Source organism: Paeniglutamicibacter kerguelensis (genome assembly GCF_017876535.1).
GTDB lineage: Bacteria > Actinomycetota > Actinomycetes > Actinomycetales > Micrococcaceae > Paeniglutamicibacter > Paeniglutamicibacter kerguelensis.
In genome coordinates, this window is sequence record NZ_JAGIOF010000004.1 from 398,124 (window position 1) to 411,953 (window position 13,830).

Consider the following 13,830-nt stretch of genomic DNA (forward strand, 5'->3'; position numbering starts at 1 on the left):
CCGCCACTCATTTTACTTATTTAGCGTTTGGAAGCGCGGTAACCCTTGGCGCGTGCTGCCGAGGCACTTGCAAAGCATTCTTCAGGGTTGGTCCGGCCGTAGAAGGCGCCACCCGGCACGTGGTAGATCTTGCTGCTGGCATTTCCCTTGATCGGGTAGCCCGAAGGGCATTTCCAGCTTGCGTTGCTGTAGACCCAGCTTGGCTTCGTCTTCGTCTTCGTCTTGACCACCAAATCCTGGCTCTTGACCAAGGTCTTGGTGGATTCATTTCCAAGCACCGTGTACTTGACGGTCGTGGTGACCCTGTACTTGCCAGCCTTCAGCCCAACCGACTTCTTGTTCTTGGCAATGGTCTTCTTGCCCTGCTTGACCGTGAGCACCTGAGACGTGACCTTGGTGCTCTTCTTTTTGGTGACCAGCGGCTTGATGGTTGCCTTGGCTCCGGCCTTGACGGTCTTGGTCGGGATCTTCCTGATCGTGACCAGGACCGGCGCCTTCTTCGCGGCGCTGACCGCCACGCTGCCGACGGTCGTTGGCAGCGGTGAGGCGGTTGCGGCAACGCTGCCGCCCAGCACCAGTGATTAAGCTGCGATTAGTGCGGCCAGGCCGCGCCCCCATGAAGTCTTCAAAATTCTCCTATTTCGAAAAATTGATAGCGAAATTACAAGCTATCATCACTGGCACCTCCGCCGTGCTATGTGACTGGGGCGTCGGCGCTTCCGGTGAAGTTCAGGAGGGCTCGGCTCAGAGCACCAGTTCCAGCTGGTCCGCGACCACAAGGCCGTCGTGGATGACGGTCCGGTCGTTCCCGCGGTCCATCACCGTGCTGGTCACGGTCTCACCCGCCAGCAGCACCAGATCTGCGGGGTCCCCCACCCGCAATCCCGGGCGGTCGCCGGTGGAGCCCAGTCGGGTCAGTCCGCGGTTCATGATCGTGGCACCGCCCCAGGTCGCAATGGCCGCGGCGTGTTCGATCAGTTCGTCCTGCCGCAGCCCGTGGGTGAAGGCCAGCTGCCAGGTGCGCGAGAGGAGGTCGCAATCCCCATAGGGGCTCCAGTAATCGCGCTGGCCATCCTCGCCCAGACCCACACGGATGCCCGCCTGGGTCATGGCGGCGAGGTTGAACTGCTTCCCCGAGGTCGCCGGGGCAACCGTCGCCCACGAAATATCCAGTGCGCTCATGCCGTCCATGACCCGCTCGGTGGCGGCGTCGGAGACATTGCCCAGTTCGTAGGCGTGCGAGAGCGTGACCCTCCCCTCCATCCCCAGCGCCCGGGTGCGTTCCATGATGAGTTCGGTGCTGAAATGCGCCAAGTGGCCGGGCTCGTGCAGGTGGATGTCGATATCCACCTGGTGCTTGTCGGCCAGGCCAAAAACGATGTCCAGGTGCCTGACCGGGTCCCGGTCCAGCTGGCATGGATCGATGCCGCCCATGACGGTGGCGCCAAGCTTCAGCGACTCTTCCAGGTATTGCACCGTGCCAGGTTCGAGCAGCAGCCCGGCCTGCGGGAAAGCCATGATCTGGACGTCGGCGCTTGCGGCGAATTTTTCCTTGGCTGCCAGCACCGCCTCAAACTTTTCAAGTTTGCAGTCCGCGTCGATCTGGGCGTAGCTGCGCACCCGCGTGGTGCCATGGGCAATCATGCGCTCCAGCGTCCCCACCACCCGGTCCGGCAGCGAGGTTTCGGCGTCCCGCCAGTTGTTTCGGTCATTGAGCATCATGCCCCAGACGCCCGGTGCGCCGGTGTGTTCGCGAAAGGGCAGTCCGATCCGGGTGGAATCGAGGTGGACGTGTACATCGGAGAACGAGGGCAGCCCCAGGCGTCCACGGCCATCGACGTCGCCAATTCTGGCGAGCGCAGGTACGTGTGGAACAACGTGGCTGATCAGGCCGTCGGTGATCTCGATGTCCACCGGGGACTGGCCCCATGGCCGTACGTTGGTGATTCGCACTATGCATTCCTTCGTCTCGTCTGCAACCACATGTTTGGTGGCGACCTGACACCGCGGCCACTTCGATGGGCGATCCCATGGAGCGCGCGGGTGCGAGATCGCACTCCCTTGTCGCGCGTTGAGTCCCAACTCTTCCACGCTGACATGGCATAAGAAAGCGGGTTTTGCGGCCCTTTTCAATCGTCTGTCATGTCCCGACCGGACTCGCCTGCCTGCCGGCTTGCCGGCCTGTACGACGATAACGCGTGCCGGCCTCGCCGGCCGCCGACAATCGTTCCTCCCTACGGCCTTAGTGCTGCGAGTGTTCGGGGTGTAGCGGTGAATGCGGTGCGCTCATCTGGTGCGGCAACCGGTGCACTCCCGGGTAAGTGAGGGTCCAGCGGCGGTAGCGGCCGTCGGCCCGTACCTCCACGACGCCGGCCTTGTGGAGGGTTGCCAGCGCCTGGGTCACGGTGTTCGCGCCCAGTGAGGTCGCCGCAGCCAACTGGCTCACCGAGGAATCCAGTGCCGCATGCATCGCCATCAGGATCTTCATCCGGGTCGCATCGGCACACAGGGCAAAGACGTCGATCCACTCGGGCATCGATTCCTCGGACTGGGCCATAGCCTTGGCCCCGATCTTGCTGTGTTCGGGTTCGGGTATTTTCCCACCCCGTTGGCAGTTCCTGCATGCGTCAGTACGGCACGAAATCACTGTCATATGTTCAGCCGGACAGATGCACGGTCCGCGCGTCGTCTTGTTCGAAGCGCACGACGGGGCCGGGATGATGCCCAGACTGAATCAACCGGCCACCACTCTGTCCGGCTCCAGCTGCGGATTGATTTCGGCAAAACGGTAGTGGGAATTGGCCTGCATGGACCTGTCATCCCGGTTCACCAGGTTCAGGGTCCGGGTATCAAGCTCCTCATTGCAGACAACGGGTTCGTCACGGAGGAGGTATTCTCCGGGCCTTGTGGTCACGCCTCGTTAACGATTGGGACTGTGGACTGTGGAATGTGACGACCTTGGTATCGTCCGGAAACATCGCATTGACCCGACCGTCGCGGATCGCCGCCGGAATGCCCTCGTATGACGTGTTTCCAGAAGAGAACAGTCGTGCCGAAGCTCAACAGTTCGGCGACGGTGAGTCCGTCCCGTGCCCCTTCGATGGGTTCGTAAGTAAGAATTGCTGCCGCTTCTGGGTGGTTGACCAACAACCCACTGGCCTGGCTTCTGCGCGCGAGATCTGCGGCGACAACCACCCTGATTTTTTCGTGTTCAACGGGGCCAAATGAATCGAGGGGCCTTGGTCCACACAGCGGTTGCATAGGGTGCCATCCGTTACCTGCGACCGGGCGAATCAAGCCGGGAGGCCCTTGAACACGGCAAAAATAGCAGAGGAAAAGTTCCAGCAGTCGACGAATTGGCCCGCGCATCGTCCGACTTTTCGCTCGCCCATCTTTGCCGCAACGGCACGGGGAAGAACCAACGATGAAAGCCGTCATGTTTTGGCGGGTTCCACGCAAGCAATGATTCAAGCCGGGTGACCCGCCGCAACCGGAAGTCGCTGGTGTGGTTCGCCAGGAAACGGGCAATTCCATCCGCGACGAATTCGGGTGTCCAGATGCAATTCCGAACCGGTGCCAAGACCTGCCGATCAATGCGGTCTTCACTACCCGGATCAATCTGGAAATCCATCGCCGCCGCCCCCGAGCGAGGGCCTGACTTCCACATCAAACAGACGAGGCAGGGTGATTGTTGCCAGCCCTGGCGCGGCCGCAAATAGCGCCGCCCGCTCGCGCAGCTTGCTCCAATGCAGGGTGAAAAGCAAGTGGTTACAGTGCCGCCACCCGTGGGTGCCGGCGTTTGCCCACCCCCCCCGTCAAATATCACCCCCGTTGGGAATCGTCTTATCCCAGTTCTTTGGCGCGCGTTGGTAGTTCTCCCCCAGCCGTTCAATAATCTCAGGCAGCTCGGTCGGAAAGATTCTGGGGTAGGCGTTCTTGAGGACATTCCAAGGGATCGCAATGAGATCCGCGGCCCGCATGGCGCCTATGCATGCAGTGTGGGCGCAGAGTGCGCCCTCGTGGTGTTCCTTGATCTCCCCGCCCCAGTGCCCTTCGGGCGGCCTCGTCCCGTATGGGGCCGCGGAAATCAGCCGGAATAGCTTGCCCAGTTGCTGCTTAACGGCAAGGACCCCGGAGCGGTCGGACTCGATGAGTCCGATCACCACTTCGAGGTCCCCGCGCCGGATGGCCACAATGACGGGCGCATCCGAATGATTCATGAAGCTCGGGGCCTAGAGGCCCAGTTCTTCCTTGCCGAAGATGTATAGGTACGGCACGCCGGCCTCTTCTTCGATGCGTTCCTTGGATCCGGTGTCGCGGTCAACGATGACTGCAACGGCAACGACGTTGCCGCCGGCCTTGCGCACGCCTTCGACCGCGGTCAGCGCCGAGCCGCCGGTGGTGGAGGTGTCTTCGAGGACCACGACGTTGCGGCCGGACACCTCCGGACCCTCGACCTGGCGTCCCATGCCGTAGGACTTCTGTGCCTTGCGGACCACGAACGCGTCGATGGCGCGGCCGGCTTGGCCCGCGGCGTGCATCAGCGCGGTGCCCACCGGGTCGGCACCCATGGTCAGGCCGCCGGCATTGGTGAATTCGATGCCTGCCTCGTCGAGCATTTCCAGCATGACGGAGCCCACCAGCGGTGCAGCCTCGTGGTGCAGCGTGATGCGGCGAAGGTCAATGTAGTAGTCGGCCTCCTTGCCGGAGGAGAGGATCACCTTGCCGTGTACTACGGCGAGTTCCTTAACGAGTTCAAGCAAGCGGGCGCGAGCGGCAGTGTTGGTCATAGCTTCAATTCTAGTTTGTGGGCAACGGTGCTTGCATCCCGCCGCGGACGCACGCCGCGTCCGGGCACTTCACGCGATTCTTCGGCACCGGGAGGCGATCCGGAAACTCGCTACAGACAGGCGAGCGGTTGCAGGGATAGGCTGAGGCCATGAACGATCTTCGCCCCTTGGGTTACTGGCTCAAATTGGTTGACTCGCTCATTTCTGAGCAGTTCGCCAACTCCCTCGAAGAGCACGGCGTCACGCGCCGCCAATGGCAGCTGCTCAATGTGCTGTCCCGCGGCCCCGCCACCGGCGGGGAACTCACTGCGGCGCTTGCCCCCTTCTTCGGTGAGGCCCAGGCGGAAGATGAACCCACGAGTCCCTCAGAGCATTTGGCCGAGCTGGTGGATTCCGGCTGGGTTTCGGAACAGGGCCACACCTTTGCCCTGACCGAGCGCGGCGCGGTGTCACTGGACCGCCTGAAGGAGATCGTCGACGGGATGCGCGAGGAATCAAGCGCCGGCATCAGTGCCGAAGACTACGCAATCACCGTGCGTTCCCTGCAGCAGATGGCAACAAACCTTGGCTGGGACCCGGACAAGCCCCCGGCCGACGCCTGAAAACGGCTTCCCAAACCCCCTGTTGCGTCACGTTGCCGGTCGTTCCGCCGCGCCCGAAGCCGAGCACGCTAGGCTAGGTGAATGCGCGAATTACAGGCCCTGATCATCAAGGAAATGGGCGTCAAGCCCCACATCGACCCGGCGGCAGAGGTGCGCGCCCGCATCGATTTCCTGAAGGAGTACCTGCTTGCCACCGGCACCAAAGGATTTGTCTTGGGCATCTCCGGCGGACTTGATTCAACGCTCGCCGGGCGTCTGGCGCAGCTTGCCGCCGAAGAACTGCGCGACTCGGGCGCCAGTGCCAAGTTCGTGGCCGTGCGGCTGCCCTATGGACAACAACTCGACGAGGCAGACGCGCAGGCCGCCATGGATTTCGTGGCCGCGGACATTGAACGCACCCTAAACGTGCAAGCCGGTGTCGACGGTCTCGAGGATGCTTTCCTCTCCGCGACGGGCGCGCAGATTTCCGATTTCAACAAGGGCAACATCAAGGCACGCATGCGCATGATTGCCCAGTATGCGCTGGCCGGGGAAGAAAACCTGCTGGTGCTCGGCACCGACCACGGGGCCGAATCCGTCACCGGGTTCTTCACGAAATTCGGCGACGGCGGGGCGGACATCCTCCCGCTCTTTGGGCTGAACAAGCGGCAGAACCGCGAACTGCTGCGCCACCTCGACTCTCCGCGATTCCTGTGGGAAAAGGTTCCCACAGCGGACCTGCTCGACGGACGGCCGTTGCGCACCGACGAGGACGAGCTCGGCATCTCCTACGACAACATCGACGACTATCTTGAGGGCCGGGACATCCCGGAGGACGCCGCCCAGAACCTGGAGCGCAAATTCCTGCGTTCGCGGCACAAGCGGACGACGCCCGTCACCATCTTCGATTCGTGGTGGAAGGCCTGAGCCATCTCGAATCACGCCTAGGCTAGAAGCGTGGAAAACATGGATAACGCAGCAGCCCCCGTGACCTCGCCGGAGGAAACCCGGCAAGCGCCGGAACCGGATTGTCCCGTTCCGACCGGGGAGCTGGTTCAGCCGATCATCTTGCTGGTGGACCGCGAGGATCCGTGTGCCGAAGACCGGGGAATTGCGGTTGCCGCCCTCGCCTCGGTCACTGCGTTGCTTGCGAATCCACGCCACCCCTACTGGAAGCCTTGGGCCCAGGGGGCATTTGCCAAGAGCGTCCGCCGGGCAGACGCCAAGATGTTCGCGAAGGTTGCCAGCGAATTCCCCGACCATGCATTGGCCGAGATCGGGGACGCCAAGGCCCTGGGTTTTGCCCCGATGCAGGCGGATTCCTTGCCGAAGCGCTTGGCAAAGCTGCAGGTTTCGGGGACAACGCTCCCGGCAGGAGCCACGGGTGAATCAACGAACGTGCGGATCGTACTCAATGACTCACTGGGCATGAGCACCGGCAAGGCCGCGGCCCAGGCCGCCCATGCACTTTTCGCCTGGGTGCTGGAGGGGGAACCGCGCGACGTCGACAAATGGCGCGGCGACGGCTGCGGGTTGTCGGTTGAGCGCCTCGGCGCAGCGGAATTCCGGCGCCAGGCCCGCGAAGCGAACGGCCCGGTGATCCACGATGCGGGCCGAACCGAGATCACTCCCGGCTCGGCCACCGCGTTCGTGAAAATCGGCTAGACGAAGGCCGAAACCCCGGTCACGGCCCTGCCCACAATCAGTGAATTGATTTCGTAGGTTCCCTCATAGGTGTGGAGGATTTCGACGTCGCCGAACAGCTTGGCCATTTCGTGATCAGTGGTGACACCATTTCCGCCCAGCAGTGCGCGTCCCTTGGCTGCCGATTCCCTGGCCAGCCGGGTGGTCGTTGACTTGGCCATTGCCGCTTGGACCATTTCCAGCTGGCCCCTTTCCTGCAGGCGTGCCACGTCCACCATCAGGGAAAGGCTGGCCATGGCATTGCCCAGGATTTCCGCCAGCGGCAACTGCACCAACTGGAACTTGGCGATCTGCCGACCGAATTGCTCGCGTTCCAGGGCGTAGTCCCTGGCGATGTCGAAGATCCCCAGTTGGACGCCGGCAGCCTGCCAGCCTACCCACGCCCGCGAATGCATCAGCAATTCATTGGCCTTGGCAAAGCTTGTCGCGCCGGGGAGCCTGTTGGCCTCCGGAATGCGGACGGAATCCAGCTCGATGTCGGCGTTCTGCATGATGCGCAGGCCGATCTTGTTGCCGATCTTGGTCGCGGAAAAACCGGGGCGGTCCGATTCGACAATGAATGCCTTGATCTGGCCGTCGCCGGTGTCCCGAGCCCAGACCAGTGCGAAGTCGGCGATGGTGCCCGACCCGATCCACCGCTTGGAGCCGCTGATCACCCATTCCCCGCCCTCGCGCGTTGCAGTGGTTGACAGGCCACCGGCTATGTCTGATCCGTGGTCGGGCTCGGTGAGGGCGAAAGCGCCAAGCGCCGCGAAATTCGTGAGACGGGGAAGCCACCGCGCCTTCTGCGCCGCCGACCCAAACTCGTGGATCATGCCGACAATCAGTTCGTTGTGGATGCCGACCAGTGCCGAGAGCGAGACGTCCGCGCGTGCCGCCTCGACGTAGACCAGCCCCTTGAACAGGTCGCTGCTTCCGTCGGTCTGGATGCCACCGAGCCCGAATGCGGCCATTTCCGGCAACAAGTGGTGCGGGAATTCCTCGCGGTTCCAATAGCCGATGCTCTCCGGGCGCACCCTGTTTTGGAGAAAGGCGCGGATTCCCTCGAGCCGTTCGCGTTCGGCATCTCCCAACAGCTGCCAGGTATGCATCAGATCGGCTTCGGGGTAGGGCTGCGGTCGGGTGCGGATCGTGTCGATGCCGCCTTCGTCATAGCCGCGGTCTTTGCTCCATGGCACGGTGGGACTCCCTCGCTTGTCTTCCTGTTCGGAGGCTGCAACGCACACTTCCAAACGCTTGGATATCCAAGTATATTTGCGAGTGACTTGAATCACTAGGGCTTCCTACTAACTGGTTTCCGCGCGAAAGGCAGCAATGACGACTACCGAAGAATTCCGCGCCGCACGCGATCAGCTCCTTGGGCTGCGCACCAACTACGAGCTGGCCCGCACGGAATTCCGGTGGCCCCGCTTCACCGCGTTCAATTTCGGCCTCGACTGGTTCGACGCCGTCGCCGCCGATCCGGCACGCTCCGACGCCAACGCCCTGATCATTGTCGAAAAGGACGGAAGCTCAACACGGCGGACGTGGGCCGAACTCTCCCTGCGCTCGAACCAGCTCGCCAACTGGATGAGGTCAATCGGCATGGTCCGCGGTGAAAAGACCATCGTCATGCTCGGAAACCGCGTGGAGCTGTGGGAAATCATGCTGGCCGGAATCAAGCTGGGCATGGTCATGATTCCCACCACCACGCAGATGAACCGGCCGGACCTGCAGGACCGGATCGACCGCGGAAACGCCCGCTGGGTCATTGCCGGAGCTGCCGATACGGCAAAATTCGACGGCGTCGCGGGCGACTACCGGATCGTGCACGTTGACGGGGGCGCCCCGGAGGCCGGATTCAACTACTCCGACAGCCACCGGGCGGACGTCGAGTTCGTTCCCGGGGAGCCCACGCTGGCGGATGAAACCCTGTTGCTGTATTTCACCTCGGGGACCACCTCGAAGGCCAAGCTTGTCGAGCACACCCACACTTCCTACCCGGCAGGGCACCTGAGCACCATGTTCTGGATCGGACTGGAACCCGGCGACGTGCACCTCAACGTCGCATCCCCGGGTTGGGCCAAACACGCATGGAGCAACTTCTTCGCCCCCTGGATCGCCGAGGCAACGGTTTTCATCTACAACTACGACCGCTTCGACGCCACGGCGCTGATGGCCCAGATGGACGCCGAGTCCGTCACCAGCTTCTGCGCCCCTCCCACCGTGTGGAGACTGCTCATCCAGGCCGACCTGACGGCCCTGAAAAACCCGCCCGCCAAGCTGGTTTCGGCGGGCGAACCCCTGAACGCCGAGGTCATCGACCAGGTCCAGCGCGCTTGGGGGCAGACGATCCGCGACGGGTTCGGCCAGACCGAATCCACGGTGCAGACGGCCAACCCGCCGGGCATGCCCATCAAGATCGGCGCCATGGGCAGGCCGATGCCCGGCTACGACGTGGTCCTCGTAGACCCGAACACCGGCCAGGAAGGGAACGAAGGCGAAATCTGCCTGCGCCTGGATCCGCGCCCGCTGGGGCTCCTGAAGTCCTACTACGGCGACCCGAAAAAGACCGCGGACGCCCTCAGGGACGGCTACTACCACACCGGGGACCTGGCCGAAAAGGACGAGCAGGGAATCATCACCTACGTGGGCCGCGGGGACGACGTCTTCAAGTCCAGCGATTACCGGCTGAGCCCGTTCGAGCTGGAATCGGTGCTCATCCAGCACCCGGCGGTGGCCGAGGCCGCGGTCGTCCCCTCCCCCGACCCGCTCAAGCTCTCGGTGCCCAAGGCCTTCGTGGTGACGGCCGAGGGGTACGAGCCATCCGCCGCCCTGGCCGAAAGCATCCTGCGCCATTGCAGGGAGCACCTCGCCCCGTTCAAGCGGATCCGTCGGCTCGAGTTTGCCCAGCTTCCCAAGACCATTTCCGGCAAGATCCGCCGCGTGGAATTGCGCCGCAACGAGGAGGCACGGCACGGCGCCGATGCGTCGCGGAACTTCCCCGGGATCGAGTACGACGAAAGCGATTTCCCGTCACTAAAGTCCTAGCCGTTGCCGGTTTCGGTAAACTTGGGCAACACTTTCACCCGGAGGGAACATGAGCCAGCCGTTACCGCGCGACCCCATCTTGGACGCCCAGCTCAACTGGGAGCGTCGTGGGTGGGGCGATGTGGCAGAACCCATGGCGGCGATCACCGCGCTGATGCGAACGCAGCAGATCATTTTGCAGCGCGCGGAAGCGGTGCTCAAGCCCTTCGGGCTGACCTTTGCGCGCTACGAACTGCTGGCCCTGCTGAGTTTCGCCAGGGACGGCTCACTGGCCATGAGCAAGGCCAGCGCACTACTTCAGGTTCACGCCACGTCGGTGACCAACGCGGTGGACCGGCTTGAAAGCGCCGGGCTCGTGGCCCGCACCAAGCACCCGACCGACAAGCGCACCACGCTGATCGCCCTGTCCAGCAAAGGACGGGAGCTGGCCGCGGCGGCAACCGAGGAGCTCAACGGCCGCGTCTTTGCCGACTCGGGATTCTCCGATCGGGACATCGGAACGTTGATCCGCATCTTTGCGAAGTTCCGCCGCGACGCAGGCGACTTCGGCCAGCCCGGGGAAACCGCAGGAGCATAGCCCCGGCGGTCGCCGGCATCCCGATACGTCCTCCCCTGGTGGTCTTGACCTGTATTTATGCAACCTGATGGCTTAACGCGACGCGCCGAGAAAACGCCACATCCACCTCGTTCAGTGATGGTGCTCACATACTTTTACATAGGACATCCCATGTCGTATGTCCTGATCGAATCAGCCCCAAGATGATTCTGTGTGAAAGGAATCCGCACACCATGACACATTCCACCCGTCGTTCGCGCGCGCCCAGAAAGGCCTTCTGGCTCGGCTCGCTGGCCGCGCTCAGCCTGATCGTCCCGGTTTCGACCGCTGGCGCCGCGTTCGCATCGACAGCAATCCCCGGCGCCGACCCCAAGGCCGCCCCGGGAAGCTTCACCGAGCAGAACCTCGCTGCCGACCGCACCGAAAACAACTGGTTCTACCGCATCCCCGCGCTGGCCCACCTGGGCGACGGCGTCGTGCTGTCGTCCTGGGACGCGCGTCCCGGCAACGCGGCCGATTCACCGAACCCCAACACCATCGTGCAGCGCCGCAGCACCGACAACGGCAAGACCTGGGGCCCACTGACCACCATCGCAGCGGGCCACATTGGCGATGCCAGCGGACCCAAGTACGGCTACTCCGACCCCAGCTACGTGGTCGATGCCGAATCCGGCAAGGTCTTCGCCTTCTTCGTCTACTCGAAGGACCAGGGCTTCCACGGAAGCGCCTGGGGCAACGACGACGCCAACCGCCAGGTCATCAGCGCCGCGGTCGTCGAGTCAACCGACGGCGGCCTCACCTGGAGTCAACCGCGATTGATCACCGACGTCGTCAAGCCGGGCTCCGGCTCGACACCCACCGCCGGCGCCGTGCGCAGCATGTTCGCCACCTCCGGCCAGGGCATCCAGCTCACCCGCGGCGAGTATGCGGGCCGGCTCATCCAGCAGTACGCGGGCGACGTGCAGCTGGCCAACGGATCGCGCACCTACCAGTCCTACTCGGTGTACTCGGATGACCACGGTGCCACGTGGCAGCGCGGCCAATTCACCGGCAGCGCCATGGACGAGAACAAGGTCGTGGAACTCTCCGACGGCCGCGTCATGCTCAACTCCCGCGATTCGGGCAACGGCGGCTACCGCAAGGTCGCGATCTCCACCAACGGCGGCGAAAGCTACTCGGAGGTCAAGCAGGACACGAACCTGCCCGACCCCACCAACAACGCCCACATCACCCAGCTGAACCCGGGCGCCGCGGCCGGCAGCAAGGACGCCAAGAAGCTTCTCTACACCGGCGCCAACTCGCAGACCGGACGCGAAAACGTCTCGGCCCGCGTCTCCTGCGACGACGGCGCCAGCTGGCCCGGCCTGCGCACCATCCGCCACGGCTTCTCCGCCTACTCCTCGGCCGCGGCCCTGGCCGACGGCAAGTTCGGCGTGCTCTACGAGGGCAACTACACCGACTCCATGCCGTTCGCGTCCTTCGACGAGGAATGGCTCAACTACGTCTGCGCCCCGCAGGCCTCCAAGGACTTCACCGCCGACGCCGGCGCCACGCACAAGCTTTCGGTGACAGTCACCAACCAGGAAGACACCGTGCTCAACGGTGCGCTCGCGCTGGCGGCCAGCCAGAAGTTCGCCTCAAACAGCGTGGACATCGCCAACCTTCCGGCCGGCGAATCGCGCACCGTCGAACTCGACGTCAAGGTTCCCGTCACGGCCAACGGCAAGTACCTGCTGCAGACGATCTTCACCGCCGCGGACGGAACTACCGCCCAGGGCAACCTCCGTGCCACCATCGCCGGCAAGGAAGTCACCGGCATCGAGGTCCAGGGCAACCGCAACGACACTGGCCGCGACCTCGCGGTCAGCCCCTACGCCGCGGGCGATGCGCTGCCCTACTCCTTCAAGGTCACCAGCGCCTCGAACATTGCACAATGGGTCGTCCCGACCGAAGGCAACTTCACACCGTTCGCGGCCAAGCCCGTCGGCGAGGCGAGCCCCGCCGGCAACTGCCGCTACGGCAACCTGGGTGCCGGCACCTCCTACACCTGCGCCACGCCGCGCCACACCGTGACCGCCGACGAGGTGGCAGACGGCTTCTTCGTCCCCACCACCAAGTGGACGGTCGGGCGCATCAACGCCAACTACGACGTGGTCAACGGCTACGACATCGTGGGCGACGAGGTCGACCTGCTGGTGCGCGCACCCCGGCTCGAGGCATCGGCCGGCGCGCCGGCCCTTCAGGACGTCGACGCCGACTCCTACGCCTCCGTCGGCGACGTCGTGACACACGTGGTCAACCTGAAGAACGCGGGCAACGTCCGGCTCACCGGCATTTCCGATGCCGGACTCATCGCCGGCCAACTGGCCGTGGGTTCATCCACCGACTACACCGTCAAGCACACGCTCACGGCGGACGATCTGGCCGCCGGCAAGCTGGCCGGGCGTTCGCTCGCGTTCAGCGCGGCCAACGGCGCCACCGCCCTCGAGGCAACAGCCGCACTCGGCGTATACAAGCTCCCTGTCGCCCCGGAAGACACTGCAACCAGCGCCCCGGCCAAGGCCGTGCTCTCGCACGACAACGGGCGGGACACCGGTCTGGCGGACGGCGACTACAAGGTCACCATGGACCTCGCCAGCGGCAGCAACGCCAGCACCTTCACGCTGTACGAGAACGACGTGAAGATCTCCACGCAGAAGCTCACCGCAAACACCCCCGCGGCCCAAAAGGCCACGGTCAAGGTCTCCGGCAAGACAAACGGCACCTACCGCTACCGCGGGGAACTGGCCAACGCCGCCGGAACCACCAAGACCGCCACGCTTGTCGTGAAGGTGAAGGACGCGAATCCCGCCAAGCCGGACCTGACCCTCGAGGGCGCGAAGTTCGCCAAGGACTACACGCTCACCACCAACCTGTGGTGGGGCACCAACGCCACCGAATACACGCTCCATGAAAACGGCACGGTCGTTGACCAGCAGACCCTGGCCGCCGCCACCCCGGCGGCCCAGAAGGCCAGCACGTCCTTCGCGGACAAGGCCCCGGGCACCTACAGGTACACCGCGGTACTCGGCAACGCGGCAGGATCCACCGAGAGCAAGACCCTCGTGGTGAAGGTCAAGTAGCCGGACCCCTCACAACAAGTGAAGCCCGGTGCCGGGGAGGATTTAAC

The 13,830-nt window shown here is 63.9% G+C and carries 14 protein-coding genes and 1 pseudogene; 6 read left to right on the top strand and 9 right to left on the bottom strand.

All coding sequences use genetic code 11. From position 1 onward, the window contains the following. Positions 1 to 20: 20 nt before the first annotated feature. The 8 genes and pseudogenes from JOF47_RS21115 to pyrE form a co-directional block, all read right to left on the bottom strand. Positions 21 to 575 carry a sunset domain-containing protein gene (locus JOF47_RS21115; RefSeq protein WP_210002614.1) on the bottom strand — a complete coding sequence of 185 codons (555 nt, stop codon included), beginning with the start codon at positions 573 to 575 and terminating at the stop codon, positions 21 to 23. A gap of 169 nt (positions 576 to 744) precedes the next feature. Continuing rightward, positions 745 to 1,953, bottom strand: a complete 1,209-nt coding sequence (locus JOF47_RS21120; protein ID WP_210002616.1) for an amidohydrolase family protein — start codon at positions 1,951 to 1,953, stop codon at positions 745 to 747. 289 nt (positions 1,954 to 2,242) lie between these two features. Next, entirely contained in the window at positions 2,243 to 2,557 is a 315-nt protein-coding gene (locus tag JOF47_RS21125; protein ID WP_245357097.1) for an ArsR/SmtB family transcription factor, read from the bottom strand. Positions 2,558 to 2,734: 177 nt separating this feature from the next. After that, a complete protein-coding gene (locus JOF47_RS22415) occupies positions 2,735 to 2,914 on the bottom strand; it encodes an urease subunit beta (protein ID WP_342592889.1) in 180 nt (59 codons plus the stop codon). Beyond that, positions 2,880 to 3,261 (bottom strand): annotated as a pseudogene (ureA, locus tag JOF47_RS21135) (urease subunit gamma). The gene JOF47_RS22415 and the pseudogene ureA overlap by 35 nt, the downstream one beginning before the upstream one ends. A gap of 13 nt (positions 3,262 to 3,274) precedes the next feature. After that, a complete protein-coding gene (locus tag JOF47_RS21140; RefSeq protein WP_210002880.1) occupies positions 3,275 to 3,631 on the bottom strand; it encodes a hypothetical protein in 357 nt (118 codons plus the stop codon). Positions 3,632 to 3,815: 184 nt separating this feature from the next. Continuing rightward, a complete protein-coding gene (locus JOF47_RS21145) occupies positions 3,816 to 4,220 on the bottom strand; it encodes a hypothetical protein (RefSeq protein ID WP_210002618.1) in 405 nt (134 codons plus the stop codon). Between the two features lie 12 nt (positions 4,221 to 4,232). Further along, on the bottom strand, positions 4,233 to 4,790 hold the full coding sequence (gene pyrE / locus JOF47_RS21150) for an orotate phosphoribosyltransferase (protein ID WP_210002620.1): 558 nt from the start codon (positions 4,788 to 4,790) through the stop codon (positions 4,233 to 4,235). Between the two features lie 149 nt (positions 4,791 to 4,939). Between pyrE and JOF47_RS21155 the strand changes: the two genes are divergently transcribed. The 3 genes from JOF47_RS21155 to JOF47_RS21165 all read left to right on the top strand — a co-directional run bounded on the left by JOF47_RS21155 (position 4,940) and on the right by JOF47_RS21165 (position 7,036). Then, a complete protein-coding gene (locus tag JOF47_RS21155) occupies positions 4,940 to 5,392 on the top strand; it encodes a MarR family winged helix-turn-helix transcriptional regulator (RefSeq protein WP_210002622.1) in 453 nt (150 codons plus the stop codon). 81 nt (positions 5,393 to 5,473) lie between these two features. Further along, the gene (nadE, locus tag JOF47_RS21160) at positions 5,474 to 6,298 is read left to right on the top strand and encodes an ammonia-dependent NAD(+) synthetase (protein ID WP_210002624.1); all 825 of its coding nucleotides are present in this window, start codon (positions 5,474 to 5,476) and stop codon (positions 6,296 to 6,298) included. 39 nt (positions 6,299 to 6,337) lie between these two features. Then, positions 6,338 to 7,036 (top strand): peptidyl-tRNA hydrolase, encoded by a 699-nt coding sequence (locus JOF47_RS21165; protein ID WP_210002868.1) that lies wholly within the window; start codon positions 6,338 to 6,340, stop codon positions 7,034 to 7,036. Here the strand turns inward: JOF47_RS21165 and JOF47_RS21170 are convergent. Continuing rightward, complete coding sequence (locus JOF47_RS21170) at positions 7,033 to 8,166, bottom strand: acyl-CoA dehydrogenase family protein (RefSeq protein WP_210002869.1); 1,134 nt, start codon at positions 8,164 to 8,166, stop codon at positions 7,033 to 7,035. The genes JOF47_RS21165 and JOF47_RS21170 overlap by 4 nt on opposite strands. Positions 8,167 to 8,389: 223 nt before the next feature. Here JOF47_RS21170 and JOF47_RS21175 point away from each other — a divergent pair, with 223 nt between their 5' ends. The 3 genes from JOF47_RS21175 (at position 8,390) to JOF47_RS21185 (ending at position 13,783) form a co-directional block, all read left to right on the top strand. Beyond that, the gene (locus JOF47_RS21175; RefSeq protein ID WP_210002626.1) at positions 8,390 to 10,105 is read left to right on the top strand and encodes an AMP-binding protein; all 1,716 of its coding nucleotides are present in this window, start codon (positions 8,390 to 8,392) and stop codon (positions 10,103 to 10,105) included. Between the two features lie 49 nt (positions 10,106 to 10,154). Then, positions 10,155 to 10,682 carry a MarR family winged helix-turn-helix transcriptional regulator gene (locus JOF47_RS21180; protein WP_210002629.1) on the top strand — a complete coding sequence of 176 codons (528 nt, stop codon included), beginning with the start codon at positions 10,155 to 10,157 and terminating at the stop codon, positions 10,680 to 10,682. A gap of 212 nt (positions 10,683 to 10,894) precedes the next feature. Next, the gene (locus JOF47_RS21185) at positions 10,895 to 13,783 is read left to right on the top strand and encodes an exo-alpha-sialidase (protein ID WP_210002630.1); all 2,889 of its coding nucleotides are present in this window, start codon (positions 10,895 to 10,897) and stop codon (positions 13,781 to 13,783) included. Positions 13,784 to 13,830 lie beyond the last annotated feature (47 nt).

Coding starts and splice junctions, on each gene's coding strand:
- JOF47_RS21125 (WP_245357097.1), bottom strand. CDS start 2,557: ATGGCCCAGTCCGAGGAATCGATGCCCGAGTGGATCGACGTCTTTGCC.
- JOF47_RS21140 (WP_210002880.1), bottom strand. CDS start 3,631: ATGGATTTCCAGATTGATCCGGGTAGTGAAGACCGCATTGATCGGCAG.
- JOF47_RS21145 (WP_210002618.1), bottom strand. CDS start 4,220: ATGAATCATTCGGATGCGCCCGTCATTGTGGCCATCCGGCGCGGGGAC.
- pyrE (WP_210002620.1), bottom strand. CDS start 4,790: ATGACCAACACTGCCGCTCGCGCCCGCTTGCTTGAACTCGTTAAGGAA.
- JOF47_RS21155 (WP_210002622.1), top strand. CDS start 4,940: ATGAACGATCTTCGCCCCTTGGGTTACTGGCTCAAATTGGTTGACTCG.
- nadE (WP_210002624.1), top strand. CDS start 5,474: ATGCGCGAATTACAGGCCCTGATCATCAAGGAAATGGGCGTCAAGCCC.
- JOF47_RS21165 (WP_210002868.1), top strand. CDS start 6,338: ATGGATAACGCAGCAGCCCCCGTGACCTCGCCGGAGGAAACCCGGCAA.
- JOF47_RS21170 (WP_210002869.1), bottom strand. CDS start 8,166: ATGCATACCTGGCAGCTGTTGGGAGATGCCGAACGCGAACGGCTCGAG.
- JOF47_RS21175 (WP_210002626.1), top strand. CDS start 8,390: ATGACGACTACCGAAGAATTCCGCGCCGCACGCGATCAGCTCCTTGGG.
- JOF47_RS21180 (WP_210002629.1), top strand. CDS start 10,155: ATGAGCCAGCCGTTACCGCGCGACCCCATCTTGGACGCCCAGCTCAAC.
- JOF47_RS21185 (WP_210002630.1), top strand. CDS start 10,895: ATGACACATTCCACCCGTCGTTCGCGCGCGCCCAGAAAGGCCTTCTGG.